General features: G+C 52.5%; 14 protein-coding genes and 1 other annotated feature. Of the genes, 8 read left to right on the forward strand and 6 right to left on the reverse strand.

The genetic code is table 11. The features are described from left to right. Position 1 precedes the first annotated feature (1 nt). Together DB48_RS11210 and DB48_RS11215 are read left to right on the forward strand one after the other, a co-directional pair. A complete protein-coding gene (locus DB48_RS11210; protein ID WP_041510377.1) occupies positions 2–1,060 on the forward strand; it encodes a hybrid-cluster NAD(P)-dependent oxidoreductase in 1,059 nt (352 codons plus the stop codon). A 177-nt stretch (positions 1,061–1,237) separates the two neighbouring features. Further along, positions 1,238–1,573 carry a hypothetical protein gene (locus DB48_RS11215; RefSeq protein ID WP_041510378.1) on the forward strand — a complete coding sequence of 112 codons (336 nt, stop codon included), beginning with the start codon at positions 1,238–1,240 and terminating at the stop codon, positions 1,571–1,573. 82 nt (positions 1,574–1,655) lie between these two features. Here DB48_RS11215 and DB48_RS11220 read toward each other — a convergent pair whose 3' ends face one another. Continuing rightward, positions 1,656–3,620 (reverse strand): chorismate mutase, encoded by a 1,965-nt coding sequence (locus tag DB48_RS11220; protein ID WP_041510379.1) that lies wholly within the window; start codon positions 3,618–3,620, stop codon positions 1,656–1,658. A 40-nt stretch (positions 3,621–3,660) separates the two neighbouring features. Then, positions 3,661–3,781, reverse strand: a sequence feature (Phe leader region). A gap of 841 nt (positions 3,782–4,622) precedes the next feature. Beyond that, on the reverse strand, positions 4,623–4,997 hold the full coding sequence (gene hpf, locus DB48_RS11225; RefSeq protein WP_041510380.1) for a ribosome hibernation-promoting factor, HPF/YfiA family: 375 nt from the start codon (positions 4,995–4,997) through the stop codon (positions 4,623–4,625). A 274-nt stretch (positions 4,998–5,271) separates the two neighbouring features. Here hpf and DB48_RS11230 point away from each other — a divergent pair, with 274 nt between their 5' ends. Continuing rightward, positions 5,272–5,955, forward strand: a complete 684-nt coding sequence (locus DB48_RS11230) for a cytochrome b/b6 domain-containing protein (protein ID WP_041510381.1) — start codon at positions 5,272–5,274, stop codon at positions 5,953–5,955. A 114-nt stretch (positions 5,956–6,069) separates the two neighbouring features. On the opposite strand, the gene DB48_RS11235 is transcribed toward DB48_RS11230, so the two are convergent. After that, positions 6,070–6,531: a c-type cytochrome gene (locus DB48_RS11235; RefSeq protein WP_041510549.1), complete on the reverse strand. Its 462-nt coding sequence runs from the start codon at positions 6,529–6,531 to the stop codon at positions 6,070–6,072. 230 nt (positions 6,532–6,761) lie between these two features. On the opposite strand from DB48_RS11235, the gene trpR reads away from it, so the two are divergent. Beyond that, on the forward strand, positions 6,762–7,037 hold the full coding sequence (gene trpR, locus DB48_RS11240) for a trp operon repressor (protein ID WP_041510382.1): 276 nt from the start codon (positions 6,762–6,764) through the stop codon (positions 7,035–7,037). On the opposite strand, the gene DB48_RS11245 is transcribed toward trpR, so the two are convergent. Together DB48_RS11245 and slyD are read right to left on the reverse strand one after the other, a co-directional pair. Next, positions 7,038–7,418, reverse strand: a complete 381-nt coding sequence (locus tag DB48_RS11245; protein WP_041510383.1) for a hypothetical protein — start codon at positions 7,416–7,418, stop codon at positions 7,038–7,040. A gap of 324 nt (positions 7,419–7,742) precedes the next feature. Then, on the reverse strand, positions 7,743–8,357 hold the full coding sequence (gene slyD / locus DB48_RS11250; RefSeq protein WP_041510384.1) for a peptidylprolyl isomerase: 615 nt from the start codon (positions 8,355–8,357) through the stop codon (positions 7,743–7,745). A 718-nt stretch (positions 8,358–9,075) separates the two neighbouring features. Between slyD and thrA the strand changes: the two genes are divergently transcribed. From thrA to DB48_RS11270, 4 genes are all read left to right on the forward strand, one after another. After that, positions 9,076–11,544, forward strand: a complete 2,469-nt coding sequence (thrA, locus tag DB48_RS11255; RefSeq protein ID WP_041510385.1) for a bifunctional aspartate kinase/homoserine dehydrogenase I — start codon at positions 9,076–9,078, stop codon at positions 11,542–11,544. Then, entirely contained in the window at positions 11,541–12,491 is a 951-nt protein-coding gene (gene thrB / locus DB48_RS11260) for a homoserine kinase (RefSeq protein ID WP_041510386.1), read from the forward strand. Before thrA ends, thrB begins: the two co-directional genes overlap by 4 nt. A gap of 14 nt (positions 12,492–12,505) precedes the next feature. Beyond that, positions 12,506–13,789, forward strand: a complete 1,284-nt coding sequence (thrC, locus tag DB48_RS11265; protein ID WP_041510387.1) for a threonine synthase — start codon at positions 12,506–12,508, stop codon at positions 13,787–13,789. 376 nt (positions 13,790–14,165) lie between these two features. Then, positions 14,166–14,462, forward strand: a complete 297-nt coding sequence (locus tag DB48_RS11270; RefSeq protein WP_082035629.1) for a hypothetical protein — start codon at positions 14,166–14,168, stop codon at positions 14,460–14,462. Here DB48_RS11270 and nfo read toward each other — a convergent pair. Continuing rightward, positions 14,459–15,310 (reverse strand): deoxyribonuclease IV, encoded by an 852-nt coding sequence (nfo, locus tag DB48_RS11275; protein WP_041510388.1) that lies wholly within the window; start codon positions 15,308–15,310, stop codon positions 14,459–14,461. The genes DB48_RS11270 and nfo overlap by 4 nt on opposite strands. Between the last annotated feature and the right edge of the window lie 34 nt (positions 15,311–15,344).

The following is a 15,344-nucleotide window of genomic DNA, read 5'->3' on the forward strand; positions in this document are numbered from 1 at the left end:
CATGAATCAACAAGATTATCAATCACCCAACTGGCAGGCTGGCGAGATAAGGCTAGTCTGTGTCGAGCGCTGGCAGGAAACCCATGATGTGACCAGCTTTCGCTTTCAAGGCGCCCAGCCCGTTAAATTTCATTTTAAGCCCGGGCAGTTTATCACCTTCCTGCTGGATATCGCTGGCGAGCGCCTTGCACGCAGCTATACCATCTCCTCGTCGCCCTCCCGTCCTTACTCCTTGGTGGTGACCATTAAGCGTATTCCTGGCGGTCGCGTGTCAAACTATCTGGTCGATAACTTACAGGCGGGGCATAGTGTCAATGTGAGCGGCCCGGCTGGTGCCTTTAACCTGATCGATATTGCCGCCGATAAGTATCTTTTCTTGAGTGCCGGCAGTGGTATTACGCCCATGTACTCCATGTCGCGCTGGCTGACCGACACCCAGGTTGGCAGCGATATCGCCTTCGTGCACAGTGCCAAGGCGAAGGAAGATCTGATCTTCCACGACGCCCTGCTTAAGATGGCGCAGCATCATCCAAATATGGCATTGCACTATAGTCTGGAATCGGGCGAGGCGCTCGAGGCCTGCTCAAGCTTCGCAGGAAGGCTAAGCTTAGTCATGCTCGCCGAGGCAGTGCCTGATTTTCTCGAGCGAACCGTGTTCGTCTGTGGCCCGGAGCCTTATATGCAGGCGGCTAAGACTATGCTGCAGGACGCAGGTTTCGACATGAGTCGTTATCATCAGGAGAGCTTCGGCGCGCCCACTTCATCGCCTGCATCGCAAGTCGAAGGGCTAGGGGATGACGCCGCCTTCATGCTGCAAATTGGCGATGTATCCACGCCGCTAAACGAAGCACAGACGGTACTCGAAGGGATAGAGGCCAAAGGCCTGCCCATTATCGCCGCCTGTCGCTCGGGCGTCTGCGGCGCCTGTAAGTGCCAGGTGTTAAGCGGCGAGACAGAGTCCAGCAGCGAGATGACACTGACGCCAGCCGAGGTAGAGCAGGGCTTTATTCTCGCCTGCTCGACGCGAATAAGATCCGACGTGACGCTCGCCCTGGGTTAAGGTTGAAAGGCTAAGCGCGTTAGGTTTGGCTTAGTGATAAGGGGGCTTTTTAAGAAGGGGATACAGTCGTAAGATTTGCGCTATGGGCGATGACACAGTATGGTTAATGTGAGGGTTAGGCGAATGGCATCACGCTGGCTTAGCCCAATTCTTAGACCCTTTGTGTGGAGCGCCCTCATGGTATCGACTACGTCACAGCCTGTCGTTATAGACGACCATAGCCTTGGCCATCTCCTTTATGCCCTGATGTCGGCCTTTCCGCTTTTGTTATTGCCGCCTCTGTTTGCCTTGCTTATTAGCCTTGGGCAGAAGGGCGACAAGATGAGTAGTCTGCTCTATTCCCATATTCGTTGGCAGCGTTGGTCGATTATCTCGCTGTTTTCGCTTCTGCTGCTGGCCTACTTAATACCTCAAGCCTGGTTGGCCGTCAGCCTGTCACTGCTGGCTCTGCTGTGGTTTTGTCATCGAACCATCAAAGGCTGGATGAACCTGGTCGATGGCCTGGCGATTTAAATCTATGGGTAAATAAAAAGAGGACCTATGGTCCTCTTTTTTGTTTATAGATGCGCTCTGGTGTCTGTTAATAAGCCAGCTGCTAGTCGCGGTAGAGACGAGCCAAGATGTCGCTATGGGCATTAAGCTGCTGGGGATCGCTCAGGCCCAGCACCAGGCCGTCAGCCTTGAGGGCCCTTGCGGCACTGGCCTGGCTAGCGAGTTCATCTTGCTGACAGGCATAGCGGGTATTGATGATCACCGGCAGGTGGCTCTTCTCTTTCAGGCTGATGAGCCCGGACAGATCTAAGGTCGGTCGCTGCTGCTCATTGAAGGTTCTGATTCCGGCTTCACTCAAGATCACCTGCTGATTACCTGCGGCCAATATGGTCTCTGCACCGCCCAGCCATTCATCTAGGCTGGCCATAGTGTTGCGCTCTAAGATAACCGGCATGTGCAGCGCACCGACCTGTTCGAGCAGATCGCGATTGTGCATCTGCTTGCCACTGATCTGCAGCATGTCGGCATGATCAACGGCCAGCGGGAGTTCGCTCTCATGTTCGATGGCGACGATACAGGCCAGATCAAACTGGCTCAGGGCTCTGCGCATCTCGCTCAGCTGGCGGTTCGCCATGGGGTTGGCATTTAACTCACTAACGATCACGGCCTGGAAACCCGCCTCTTTTATCTGCTTGGCCAGCTGGCTGTAGTGGCCAGGCTCTTGAGTCAGACTCAGCTGTGCCATGGCGCCAAACTGACCATCGCCTATCTGTAGCTGTCTTGTGACGACGCTGGTGATCTGTGGATGTTCGGCCAGGCTATGACGCAGATGTTTGGCGTCCTGTTTCTCTTTTGCCTGTTGGTCGGCTTCGCGGCTGGTGGTGGGCTCTATCATCAGCTGACTGTTGCTCAGCTGGGTCGGGTTGACGGTTTCGCAGGGGTAACAGCCAAGTACCTTGATGAAGCGGGTAATACGTTCCAGCTCCTTTAACGCCTGCTGCATCTGGTCGCTGGCGAGGTTGGCGTCAAGGTCCAGGTAGAACATCTCCTCCCAAGGAGTACCAGGGATAGGGCGGGATTCCAGCTTGCTCATGTTGAGATCATGGGCCTTTAAGATCAGCAAGGCTTCTACCAGGGCGCCGGGTTTCTGCCCCGTGGCCATGATAAGCGTGGTCTTGGCCGGCAGCTGTTCGGGCACCGCAATGGCCTTTCTGGCGACGACGATAAAACGGCTCTGGTTGATCTTCTGGTTGGCCAGTTCGCGCTCGATGGCCTCGAGTTGGTACAGGGCACCGCCTTCGACGCTGCCGATAGCGGCGACGCTGTTATCATCGGCCTCAAGCACACGCTCCATGGCCTCGGCGCTGCTGGAGCAATATTCCAGTTTGAACTCGCCATGTTGACTCAGATAGCGACTGCACTGGCTGATAGGCTGAGGATGGGCGTAGATGGTTTTGATCTGCTTAACCTGAGTGCCAGGCTTGGCGAGCAGGCAATGGCCCACCTCTATGGTGGTTTCACCAACGATAGCCAGGCTGGTGTGTTGCAGCACATCATAGACCTCGTTGATCGAGCCTGAGGAGGTGTTTTCGATCGGCAGGAAGCCGTAGTCGGCGTGACCCGACTCCACCGCCTGTACTATCTCATCGAAACTCTTACAACCCAGATCCTGCATGCCAACCTGACGGCGCTCGCAGTAGCGAGTGGCAGCGAGATAAGAGTAGGAGCCACGCGCGCCTAAGTACGCGATGTTGTATTGCTGTTTCTGCAGGTCAGGGTTGGCGCGGCCCTGAAGGTAGGCTTGTTGGTTTAATACCGAGTCTTCGATGATGCTTTGATAGAGGGAGAGGACATAGTGAGCGTCGAGTCCCTGCTCGCGTCCCTGCTTAACCAGTCTGGCCAGCAGTTCTTTCTCTCTCTGGGTATCGCGAATTGGGCGAATATCGACCTCTTTGCTGCGGGCGACATCTAAGCTCAGTGACCGTCGTTTGGCCAGCAGTGCCAGCAGTTCATTGTCGAGCGCGGTGATCTGTTCCCGGGTATGGTTAAGGGGATGTGGTTTGGTCATGCTGTCCTCTGTCGTTGAACGCTTCTCGATTAATCATGCAAATAAAAAAGCCCCCCATAAATGGGAGGCTCTGGAATTCTTACTTTCGTTTTTACACTGAAATTCCGCCTCCCTAGAAGGGTGGAATAAAAAAGAAAGTAAAAAAAGCGTTGGTGTTGGTGTTGGTTTTCATAGCCTTCAAATTAAGCCTTGCTCTAAACCCTGTCAATCAAAAAAGGGATAAAGTGAGAATTTATCTCTGTGGTAAATAAGAGCCCCGCGTCAGCGAATTGACTTGCCATAAATAGAAAGCGCACCTCTTTGGGTGCGCCGGGAGAGTAAAAGATCAGAATTTAAGATGGGGCATCCTCCTTTGCTTGTCGCCTGCAGATGAAAAGACTGCAGCAGGTGATAAGGGAGAGGCAGCGGGCTAATCGACTAGCGGTGATCCAATGGCCTGTTAACGTCTATTACGTTGGTTTGCCTTAATTGGCTATCTGGCTGCCTCAGTTATGGAAAAAGCACTCAATATTAAAATGGGACTGCGCTCCTTTCTCACTCGTTAGGGTGCTAGGCTTCGAGATTATCTTAGCGGCAACCCTATGGCCTGCTGGGGACGACTTGTTTGGCGCTATGCCTGTTTCCTATTTGGGCTAATCTTAAGCCTGAGGTTGTGTGAGTCGCCTTCAATAAATCAAACGTGAAAGTTAACGTCTTGCGTCTGGTGAATGTTACCTCTTACTCCTTCGTTGGCTTGCTTTCGACATCAGAGACGGCGCTTAATAGTAAGTATAACAAGGGCGGACAACATAGCTAGTTCGTTAGCTGAGCTCCACGGCTTCTCATTGAATGCCTGTGGCTGATGTGGCTGTCCGTCCTCGTCTCTTGCCTGTCGCTGTACCTCGATTTAGGTGGCGGTTTAACTTTCCACCAAGTTTGGGTAAGTGGCTTTTGTGCCTGTTCGTTAGCGTTCGTTCCTCGGCCTATGCCTGAGGCGATGATTCGCCACTTACCGTTAATCTGTTACGCCGCGTATTCCTCATCTAATGTTTCGTCATACTCGTCGTCGATATCGGCGCTTTCTGGCGTTGGGCTCATCGCTGGAGCCGTGTAGCGAGCTCCTTCCGGTTTGTGGCTGAGGCGATTGAGCTGTTTCTCCAATTTTTGACCCATTGCATTGATTGCTGCATAGAGATCTTTGTCTTTCGCCTGAGCAAATAAGGTGTTGCTTGGTATACCGACTGAAGCTTCTATCTTAAATCCTTGCTTCTCTTGACCTATGATTACATGTGGATTAATGAGCTGTACATCGTGTCTACTTAGTTTTTCTAAACGGCTCTCGATACGTTCACGGATAGGAGTGGTGACTTCGAAATCTTTACTTGTAATCTTTATCATATGTCGAACCTTTCGTTGTTTCCTTGACTTCAGATTACCAATTCAGCCCCCAGAAAACGTGATCCAGATCAACTTTTTGCTGCCATTATTTTCCGTTCGTTGGTTATTTGAGCCCTTAGACAAAATTGTAAAATAAACATTAGGAATGGCTTGTTTTTATCAAATTTAGGCTGCATATTTGACTGGATAACACTGCTTACATAAATCTATTTGCCTCTCCCCATCGCTTCAAATATCATCAATTTCATTATTTTCTAAAGTGATGAGTTATAAGATGTCCTCAGTAGAAAACCCTCAGTCTGCCCAGGTAAAAATTAAGGTATGGGATCTGCCTACGCGCCTGTTTCATTGGACCATGATAGCGCTGCTCGGCGGTTTGTGGTGGAGCGCCGAGGTGGGGGAGATGCAATGGCATCAGGTGTTTGCCTACGGGCTAATGATCTTGATCGGTTTTCGAATTCTTTGGGGAATCGTTGGCAGTGAGACGTCGCGCTTTAGCCATTTTGTGAAATCGCCGACTCAGGTACTTGCCTATGTAAGGCAGCCCCAGCGCCGCAGCATTGGCCATAATCCTCTGGGGGGCTATATGGTGGTGGCGATGATCTTGGTATTGGTGGCGCAGCTCACCACAGGACTATTTGCCACAGATGAGGTCTTTACCGAAGGGCCGCTATACGCTTATGTAAGCAGTGACACGGCCGGAACCTTGACCTGGCTGCATAAGCAAAATTTCAATTTACTCCTTCTACTGGCGGTTTTGCATATTCTTGCAGTGATCTGGCACGGCATTAAAGGCGATAAACTGGTTGGAGCCATGATAACCGGCTATAAGAACGTCAGCAGCGAGAGCGTTACCGAGTTTAAGTTTCGCTCGGGCTTAATGGCCCTGACACTGGTGGGCGTGCTAGCAGGCCTAGTAGTGAACTATCTGATTTGGCCCATTGCGGCCATGCTGTAGGGCGATGGCTAACGGTAAAGGTTAGGCTAGAGAAACAGGATAAGAAAAGGGGAGCTTAATTGGCTCCCCTTTTTTATTGGCTTTCGATATTGGTCGTCAATATACGTCTTGTTATTAGTCTTTCTTGTAGACGTCGTGACAGCCTTTACAGCTTTTACCTGTATTCATGAAGGCTTGCTTAATCGCATTTTTATCGTCTGATTGCGCGGCAACGGCAAGTTTGGCGGCGTTGTCTTGGAAAGTGCTCATCTTAGCGTCGAAATCGGCTTTGTCGCTCCAGATCTTCGCCAGTGCGCCTGTGTCGCCCTTGTCAGAACCGGCAACGAAACCTTCTGCTGGCAGCTTGCTCAGTGCGGCAACGTTTTGCGCGCGCATGGCAAAGACTTCGGCGTCGAATGGCTTCTTGCCCTTAAGCATGGCGCCCATGTCGCCAAAGTTGTGAGCGATCAGGCCAAAAGCAGATTGACGATAATGAATGGCATCGTCTGACTCTTTGAAGTTATTGGCTTGTACCGCTGTGGCCAGTAAGGCACTGCCGGCTAGGGCGAGCAGGCTTAATTTAAACTGTTTTTTCATGGCAATCATTCTCACTACTTTGTGGATTTATGTGATCTAACGCAAACATTCTAATCGTAATTAACTATCAGATACTATAGATTTTTCTTTAAAACGACGGCCAAAATGTTGCCGAATGTGTCTAACTCTTAAACGCCTGACTTATCGCATCTACTGGTTCGATAGCCAGCGCGGCAGATTTCTTGGTACACTTCGATGTACTGGTAGGCTATGACAGCTTAGGAGCTAAAATGCGCGCAAACTGGGATCTGGTTTTGGAAAAAGTGGTCAATCATCAAGACACCGATGCCTTGATGGATCTGTTCGATTTACTGCTCACCGAGGAGGAGCGTAGCGCCATCGCCGGGCGGCTGAAGGTGTTTCAAGCCCTGCTCTTGGGAGAGATGAGTCAGCGACAGATCGCCGCCGAATTCGAGATCAGTATTGCCACCATCACACGTTGTTCCAACTACCTCAAGCATATGCCCACGGCTCAGCGCGAGCGTATCAAGGCGCTCATTCTCTAGTTAGATCACCCGTATTGGCTGCGGTAGCTGGTGCTTACGATAGCTGCGGCGCTGGGCCAGACGAAACAGCGCGAAACAGACTAGCCCGGTGCCTGCAAACGAAAGATAGCTGGAGTCGCTGTGGCGAAAGACAAACAGGGCGCCCAATAGATAGGCATAGGGAAGCAGGTCGTAGAGCGCATCAGGCCAGATGCCTTGCTTACGACGACTCGGTTTATCGCTGCGTCGATTCTGTGAGCGCATGTTGAAGATACGCGCGCCGAGCAGGAAGATAATCACGCCTAAGAGCACTGGAAGGGGCGTCGGACTTATCAGTATGGTCGTTGCCGCGATGAGCAGGTAGATGGCAGGCAGTTTTTCATAGATGGGCTGAGCAACCATTTCGATATCCTTATCGTTTATACCAATCGTAATAAATAATTGATCATGCTAGCTTGTTAAAACGCTCGATAACTGTATTAGTATTTTTAATTGTAGAATAACTACTTATCTAAAAATCCTGCTTTGTTCTCAAGCGTTTTTCCTGCGCTATTTCTGAGCAAATACTTACTGTGATTGGTATTGTACGCAGCTAGCTAAGGTTGTCTTGAGCATAAAATAAAAAAGTCGGCATCACCTAGTAAAAGGTGGCCGACTCGATTCAGAATCCTACCTGAGATTGACGCCTAAGCGTCAAATTAAGGCTTTAGGTTGAGCTGCTTTAGCTTAGTGCTGGCAGCCGCAACCGCCGTTGCCGTCACAACCTTCTTTTGCTGGCTTCTCAGGATTTTCGCTACAGCATCCGCCTTGATGCTCATGACCTTCGCCACCACAGCAACCACCTTCATGGCTATGCTCGTGGCTGCCACAGCCGCCAGCCGCATGGATATGACCATGGGCGATCTCTTCGGCGCTGGCATCACGAACCGAAATCACTTCGACGGTGAAGTTAAGGGTCTGACCCGCTAGTGGGTGGTTACCGTCAACCACGACGACATCGTCTTTCACTTCGGTCACTTGTACCGGACGCTGGCCCATCTCTGTTTCGGCGATGAAACGCATGCCAGGTACGATATCTTCGATATCGCCGAAGGCTGCTAATGGGACATCTTGACGTAAACCATCGTGGTAAGGACCGTAAGCCTGCTCGGCTTCTACGGTAACTTCAAGCTTGTCGCCAACACTTTTGCCTTCGAGTGCCTGCTCAAGGCCTGGGATCATGTTTTCTGCACCATGAAGGTATAGCATTGGCTCACCTTCAAATGAACTCTCGATCAACTCGCCTTGCTGGTTAGTTAAGCGGTAATGGATGCTAACAGCTTTGTGTTGGGTGATTATCATATCGCCTCCAATTCAGAATGTGGCGGCATTTTAGCTCGCTTTGTTGGCCTTGGCGATGACCTAGCGCAGCTTCTTGAGGGAAAATGGGTAAATTTTTTTTCATCAGGCCAGGTACAGTGAGAGGTCAGGTAAGGGGAATTGTTTCTCTTTGATTGTTTATTCACTATTTCTGGAAAGATATTTTGTGTTGTTGGGGTCTTAATTTGCATGTTAATCGTCGATTTCTGGTCTCTTTTCCCTGTCTGCTTGTTAGCACTGGTAAAGCCTGGTCTTATACCTTGTGAAAGTTCATCATTTAAGTATATGGCGATGTTTATTAAGTGTTTATTTAATAATTTTGATGGGCGGGATACAGATGGGATATTTAGCCTATCATTCCCTTTATTCACTTAAATCTACGCCTTGTTATTTCATTTTAGCGTTTGCAGCGTCGAAGATGCTGAAAGTGTATTTTTATAAAGTTTTATTTTGGGGGTTGACACCTTGGGGCAAAAAAGGCAATTCTGTAGAGACATTCAGTGATTATGTTTTGATACGACAGAATAGAATTTAAATGTTTAGCCTTAACCTCGTAGTAACCACCATTATTACAACCACCACGATTACCAGCGTGGGGGCCGGCTAAGCATACTCGAAAGAAATGATTTGAAATGACTAAGCCCGCTCCCCATCAAGGAGCGGGTTTTTTGTTTCTGGGGCGCGGTACTAAGGAGAGAAGATGAAGGTAATGAAGTTCGGTGGTACCTCGCTGGCCAACTGGCAGAGGTTTAATAGTGCGGCGCAGATCGTCTTGGCATCGGCCGAGGAACAGCCGACAGCAGTGGTGTTAAGCGCGCCGGCAACCGTGACAAACGGCTTGTTGGAGATGGTGGATCTCGCTGTCGCCGGGGATGATTTCTCTCCCGTCTTGAGTCAGGTACATGAGGTCTTTAAGACCCTCTATGCAAAGGCCGCCAGCGAGGTCTTGGGGAGCGAGCAATCAGCAGGCCTCGAAGGTGTCCTGGCCGCGCAGCTCAAGCACTGGCAAGACAAGCTGCAAGGCGTGGTCTTATTGGGTGAGTGCCCCGACTTTGTTCGCGCCGAGATAGTGGTCGGTGGCGAGCGACTCTCTGCGGCGCTGATGGAGCAGTTGATGTTGGCCGCCGGCGTCTCGGCCAACCAGCTTGTACCACAACAGCTGTTTGTGGCCCATGGACCGGCGCTGGAATCGGTTGTTGATATCGCCGTGAGCAAACAGCGTTTTGCCGAGCTTTCTCTCGATGCCCATCAGGTGTGGGTGATGCCAGGCTTTACCGCCGGAGACAAGGATGGCCGAGTGGTGACCCTTGGCCGCAACGGCTCGGACTATTCGGCGGCGGTGCTGTCTGCCTGTATCGATGCCAGCTGCTGCGAGATCTGGACAGATGTGGATGGCGTCTATAATACCGACCCGCGTGTCGTCGCCGATGCCAAGCTGCTGACTCAGCTCAGTTACCAGGAGGCGATGGAGCTGTCCTATTTCGGCGCCAAGGTACTACACCCTAAGACGATTGCGCCTATCGCTCAGTATCACATCCCTTGCTATATACGTAACAGCTTCAACCCACAGGCTCCAGGTACCTTGGTATCTAATCAGGCGGACGAGACGGGCCTGAACGTCAAGGCTATCTCTAATCTCGACGAGCAGACCATGTTCGACATCGCCGGGCCCGGCATGAAGGGCATGGTAGGCATGGCGAGCCGGACTCTGGGGGCCATCTCCCGCTCCGGGGTGTCAGTCTCTCTCATTACGCAAAGCTCGTCCGAGTACAGCATCAGCTTCTGTGTAGCCACCGCCGATGCCGAGCGGGTGCGCCTGGCGCTGGAGCTGGAGTTTGAGCTTGAGCTTAAGAGCGAGATCCTCGAGCAGATTAGCATGCGCCACAACCTGGCCATCGTATCCCTGATAGGTGACGGTATGCGCACCCATAAGGGGGTTGCCGGTAAGTTCTTCCAGGCCTTGGCCCAGGCCAACGTCAACATAGTGGCTATCGCCCAGGGCTCCTCCGAGCGCTCCATCTCGGCGGTTATTGAGCTGCGTAAGACCAAGCATGCCATCGCCGCCTGTCATCAGAGCTTCTTCGATGTGCAGCACTATCTGGATGTCTTCCTGGTGGGCTGTGGCAATGTGGGCGCCGGTTTGCTCGAACAGATCAAGCAACAGACGGAGATGTTAAAGGCTCAGCATATCACTGTGCGCGTGTGCGGCGTGGCGAACTCCCGCCAGATGTTGCTCGATGCCAAGGGGATAGATCTCAATCATTGGCAGGGACTGCTTGCCGACAGCCAGCAGGCTTGCGATCTGGAGAAGATGCTTGCCTGGGCCAAAGATCAGCAGCTACTCAACCCTGTGCTGGTGGACTGTACCTCAAACGAAGCCGTATCCGATCAATATGTCGCGGTAATGAACGCCGGTCTGCATGTAGTAACCCCTAACAAGAAGGCCAACACTCGTGATTATGACTATTACCGTGCCCTGAGGCAGACTGCGCTGCATCAGCGTCGTCAGTTTCTCTATGAGACCACTGTTGGCGCGGGCCTGCCGGTTATCGATAACCTGAAGAAACTGTTGTTCGCTGGCGATAAGCTGCAGAAATTCAACGGCATACTCTCGGGTTCACTCTCCTATATCTTCGGCATGCTGGATGAGGGGATGAGCCTGTCGGAGGCGACGCGTATCGCGCGGGAGAAATGCTTTACCGAGCCCGACCCAAGAGACGATCTCAGCGGTATGGACGTGGCTAGGAAGGTGCTTATCCTTGCCCGCGAGGTGGGTATGCAGATAGAGCTGAGTGACATTCAGGTTGAATCTGTACTGCCGAGTCATTTCGACGCCTCTGGCGATGTCGAGACCTTTATGGCGAATCTGACTTCACTCGACAGCGAACTCGCCCAAAGGGTAAATAGCGCCAAGGCCGAGGGTAAGGTGCTGCGTTATGTGGGACAGATCGACGAGCAGGGCTGCCGGGTGAAAATCGCCGAGGTAGATGCCAAGGATCCCCTCTACAGCGTCAAGGGCGGCGAGAATGCGCTGGCCTTCTACAGCCGCTATTATCAGCCGATCCCCTTCGTGCTTCGCGGCTACGGCGCGGGTACCGAGGTGACGGCGGCCGGTGTGTTTGCCGACTTGCTGAGAACCCTTAACTGGACACGGGAGATGGGCGTATGAGTTTAACGGTTTACGCGCCAGCCTCCATGGGCAATGTCGGCGTGGGATTCGATCTGCTGGGCGCCGCCTTGGCGCCGGTTGATGGCAGCCTGCTGGGGGATCGCGTGTCCGTAGCGCCGGCGCCGCATGGCGTTTCGCTTAAATTGGCCGGTCACTGGGCCGACAAGTTGCCTGCCGCCTGCGAGGAGAATATCGTCTACCAGTGCGCCCACTTCTTCCTAGAGCAGCTCGGTAGCGAGGCTGGCGTTGCCATGACACTGGAGAAGAACCTGCCGGTAGGGAGCGGACTTGGCTCCAGTGCCAGCTCGGTCGTTGCCGCGCTTTATGCCCTGAACGAGCATTTCGACAGGCCCTATGACAGCGATGCGCTGCTGAGGTTGATGGGTGAATTTGAAGGCAAAATCAGCGGCTCTGTGCACTATGACAATGTTGCGCCCTGTTATCTAGGTGGCATGCAGCTGATGCTGGATACCCCGAGCGCCGTGTGTCAGGACCTGCCCGTCTTTAAAGACTGGTATTGGGTGGTGGCTTATCCTGGCATCTCCCTTTCAACGGCCAAGATGCGTGCCTTGCTGCCAGCGCAATACGATAAGTCAGTAACCATAGATTTCGGTCGTTATCTGAGTGCTTTCGTGCATGCCAGTTATCGCCAAGATGCCAAGCTCGCCATAGAGGTGTTAAAGGATGTGCTGGCGGAACCTTATCGCGCCGCAGAAATTCCCGGTTATGAGCAGGCGCGCGCCGCCTTGGCCGAACTCGGCATGGCCACCACGGGGATCTCAGGGAGCGGCCCGACACTGTTTACCGTGACCGATAACCTGGAGATGGCAAAGCAGGCCAAGGCCTGGTTAGATGCGAATTATGTCACCTCTGGCGCTGGTTTTTCCCATATATGTCAAATTGATATGCTCGGCACGCGCCGTGTAGATGCACCACTTTTAGATTAATAGGCGGATGTAAGATGGAACTCTATAACTTAAAACACCCCTCACAGAAGGTTAGTTTCACTCAGGCGGTTAAATTGGGCCTAGGGCGGGATCGCGGCCTGTTTTTCCCTGTCACTATCCCAAGGCTGGACGATGTGGATGCGCTGCTGGCGATGGACTTCGTCGAGCGCTCAAAGGCGATATTGGGCGCCTGGTTGGCCGATGAGCTTGGCCAGGAGCTGGTGGATAGCCTGGTTGAGCGCGCCTTTAATTTTGAGCTGCCGCTGAGCAAGGCCGATGACAAGCGCTATTGCCTCGAGCTGTTCCACGGTCCAACCCTGGCCTTTAAAGACTTTGGCGCACGCTTCATGGCGCAGTGCCTCAATAGCCTGGCACAGGAAGACAAGTTGACCATATTGACCGCTACCTCGGGGGATACCGGCGCAGCGGTCGCCGATGCCTTCTATGGGCTGGATAAGGTACAGGTGGTGGTGCTCTATCCTAAGGGCAAGATCAGCCTGCTACAGGAGAAGATGTTTACTACCCTGGGTGACAATATACATACGGTGTCGGTGGAGAGCGATTTCGATGCCTGTCAGGAGATGGTCAAGGCCGCCTTCGAAGACAGCGACGTGCGTGACGGTCTGCACCTTAACTCGGCGAACTCTATCAACATCAGCCGTTTACTTGCGCAGATCTGTTACTACTTCGAGGCGGTGGCCCAGTTTAAGCGAGCTAATCAAGGCGATCCTGTGATTGCCGTGCCCAGCGGTAACTTCGGCAACCTGACGGCGGGATTGTTTGCCAAGGCGATGGGGCTGCCAGTGAAGCGTTTCGTGGCGGCAACCAACAGTAATGATACCGTGCCCCGCTATCTGGCCGATGGGCAGTGGTCGCCCAAGGCGACCGTCGCGACCCTCTCCAATGCCATGGATGTGGCCGAACCGAGCAACTGGCCTAGGGTTGAGACCATCATGGAGGTGATGAGCTGGCCGCTGAGCGAGTTGGTGGGTGTCGGCCTCTCGGAGCAAGATACGGTGGAGGCTTTGGCTGAGCTCTATCGCGGCGGTTACTTGTCTGAGCCCCATGCGGCCATCGCAGCTAAGGCACTGTCGTTAACCATGTCGGCCGATGAGCAGGGGATATTCCTCGGTACGGCGCATCCTGCCAAGTTTAAAGAGGTGGTGGAAGAGGCACTCAATATCCAGCTTGAGCTGCCGCCCGAGCTGCAAGCTGTGCAGGATAAGCCGATTCTATCTGCCGAATTGCCCGCAGACTTTGCCCGCCTCAAGGCTCATCTGTTTGAGGTGCTGGCCTAGGCCTCCTTATCGCCGTCAAGTCGAAATGTCTTGGCGGCTAGCTATTCTTTCTCGCCGGGTGCGTCTTTCAGTCGCAGTTTGTCATTTGTTGTTTGCGGACTGTGATTTTCTCTCTTCTCTGCTTTTTCTTTCTCTTTCTCTTCTCTCTAGGTATTGGATGTTAGGTGTTTCGTCGAGGTTGTCATTTGCGTGCGCGCGATAACATTTGGTTTACCGTTTACTTGTCATGATCACAAGGCGTCTACTTCACAGAGTGTTCGCTACTTAGGTTGCCAAGTGTATCGCCTTCGTTGAGTTAGTCGTGATTATCATCACATCAGGCTAAATTTAAATTATTTATCTTTAAGGACTTTTTACTTTATCGAGACCTGTGGTTTTGCATATAAGAGTGATTTTTTTGGGCCTTTGTCTCTTGAGCGCCTGCACATCTAATGAGCCGCAGCTCTATTCGCGAATCAATGAAGCCTATGATTTCGAGGTGACCCATTGTGATAGTTTCGCCATGGTAACAGGCTTAGGTCGAGGGGATGCGCCGCTGAGGGCGGCGCGGGAAAATGCCAAGCATCAGGGGGAGGCCCTAGGTGGTACCCACATCGTTTGGTTACAGGAGGATCACTTCGACGGGGATAGCCAGGTTAAGGTGATTGCCGTGGTCTATAAGTGCCTGTTTTAGCGAGCCTGACTCCTTAGCCAGTTGATCTCTTGTGGCCAGATCTCAGGTTCTATCGTCTCCAGGATGAGTGGGATCTGCTTAGTCGCCGGGTGTTTCATGATATAGCTAAACGCATCCATGCCGATATAACCGGCGCCGAGGGAGTGGTGCCTGTCGACACGGCTGTTGAGGGGCGTCTTGCTGTCGTTAAGGTGCATCGCCTTGAGGTAGTGGTTGCCCACTATGGTATCGAATTGTCCGAAGCTCGCTTCGCAGGCCTCATGGGTCGTTAAATCATAGCCGGCGGCAAACATGTGGCAGGTATCGATACAGACACCTACGCGGCTCTTATCTTCTACCTTGTCGATGATCTGGGCAAGCTGCTCGAAGCTATGGCCCAGGTTTGACCCCTGACCCGCGGTGTTTTCTATGATGGCGCTGACCCCCTGGGTCTTATCCAGCGCCAGGTTGATCGACTCGCTGATGCGGGCCAAGCACTCGTCTATGCCTATCTTGTTGAGATGACTGCCGGGATGAAAGTTCAGCAGGGTTAACCCCATCTGCTCACAGCGCTGCATCTCATCGAGAAAGGCCTCACGCGAGCGCGTGAGCTGCTCGGTATCCGGATGGCCCAGATTAATCAGATAGCTGTCGTGGGGCAGTATGGCATCGGGGGAGATATTGGCCTGTTCGCAGTTAGCCTTGAAGTCGGCTATCTGCTTAGGACAGAGCGGCGCCGCCTGCCAACGTCTCTGATTCTTGGTAAATAGCGCAAAGGCGTTGGCGCCAATCTTTTGTGCGTTTAGCGGCGCATTGGCGATACCGCCGGCGGCGCTGACATGGGCACCAACCCAATGAGTGTCTGACATTCTTCCTCACTAACTTTCAACAAGCTTATAAATT

The sequence above is a fragment of the Shewanella sp. cp20 genome, assembly GCF_000832025.1.
Taxonomy (GTDB): Bacteria; Pseudomonadota; Gammaproteobacteria; order Enterobacterales; family Shewanellaceae; genus Shewanella.

Bases quoted from the DNA above. Each gene is read 5' to 3' on its own strand.
- trpR (WP_041510382.1), top strand. From the start codon at position 6,762: ATGCGCGCAAACTGGGATCTGGTTTTGGAAAAAGTGGTCAATCATCAA.
- thrA (WP_041510385.1), top strand. From the start codon at position 9,076: ATGAAGGTAATGAAGTTCGGTGGTACCTCGCTGGCCAACTGGCAGAGG.
- DB48_RS11220 (WP_041510379.1), bottom strand. From the start codon at position 3,620: ATGACCAAACCACATCCCCTTAACCATACCCGGGAACAGATCACCGCG.
- DB48_RS11230 (WP_041510381.1), top strand. From the start codon at position 5,272: ATGTCCTCAGTAGAAAACCCTCAGTCTGCCCAGGTAAAAATTAAGGTA.
- nfo (WP_041510388.1), bottom strand. From the start codon at position 15,310: ATGTCAGACACTCATTGGGTTGGTGCCCATGTCAGCGCCGCCGGCGGT.
- thrB (WP_041510386.1), top strand. From the start codon at position 11,541: ATGAGTTTAACGGTTTACGCGCCAGCCTCCATGGGCAATGTCGGCGTG.
- slyD (WP_041510384.1), bottom strand. From the start codon at position 8,357: ATGATAATCACCCAACACAAAGCTGTTAGCATCCATTACCGCTTAACT.
- DB48_RS11210 (WP_041510377.1), top strand. From the start codon at position 2: ATGAATCAACAAGATTATCAATCACCCAACTGGCAGGCTGGCGAGATA.
- DB48_RS11215 (WP_041510378.1), top strand. From the start codon at position 1,238: ATGGTATCGACTACGTCACAGCCTGTCGTTATAGACGACCATAGCCTT.
- hpf (WP_041510380.1), bottom strand. From the start codon at position 4,997: ATGATAAAGATTACAAGTAAAGATTTCGAAGTCACCACTCCTATCCGT.
- DB48_RS11245 (WP_041510383.1), bottom strand. From the start codon at position 7,418: ATGGTTGCTCAGCCCATCTATGAAAAACTGCCTGCCATCTACCTGCTC.
- thrC (WP_041510387.1), top strand. From the start codon at position 12,506: ATGGAACTCTATAACTTAAAACACCCCTCACAGAAGGTTAGTTTCACT.
- DB48_RS11235 (WP_041510549.1), bottom strand. From the start codon at position 6,531: ATGAAAAAACAGTTTAAATTAAGCCTGCTCGCCCTAGCCGGCAGTGCC.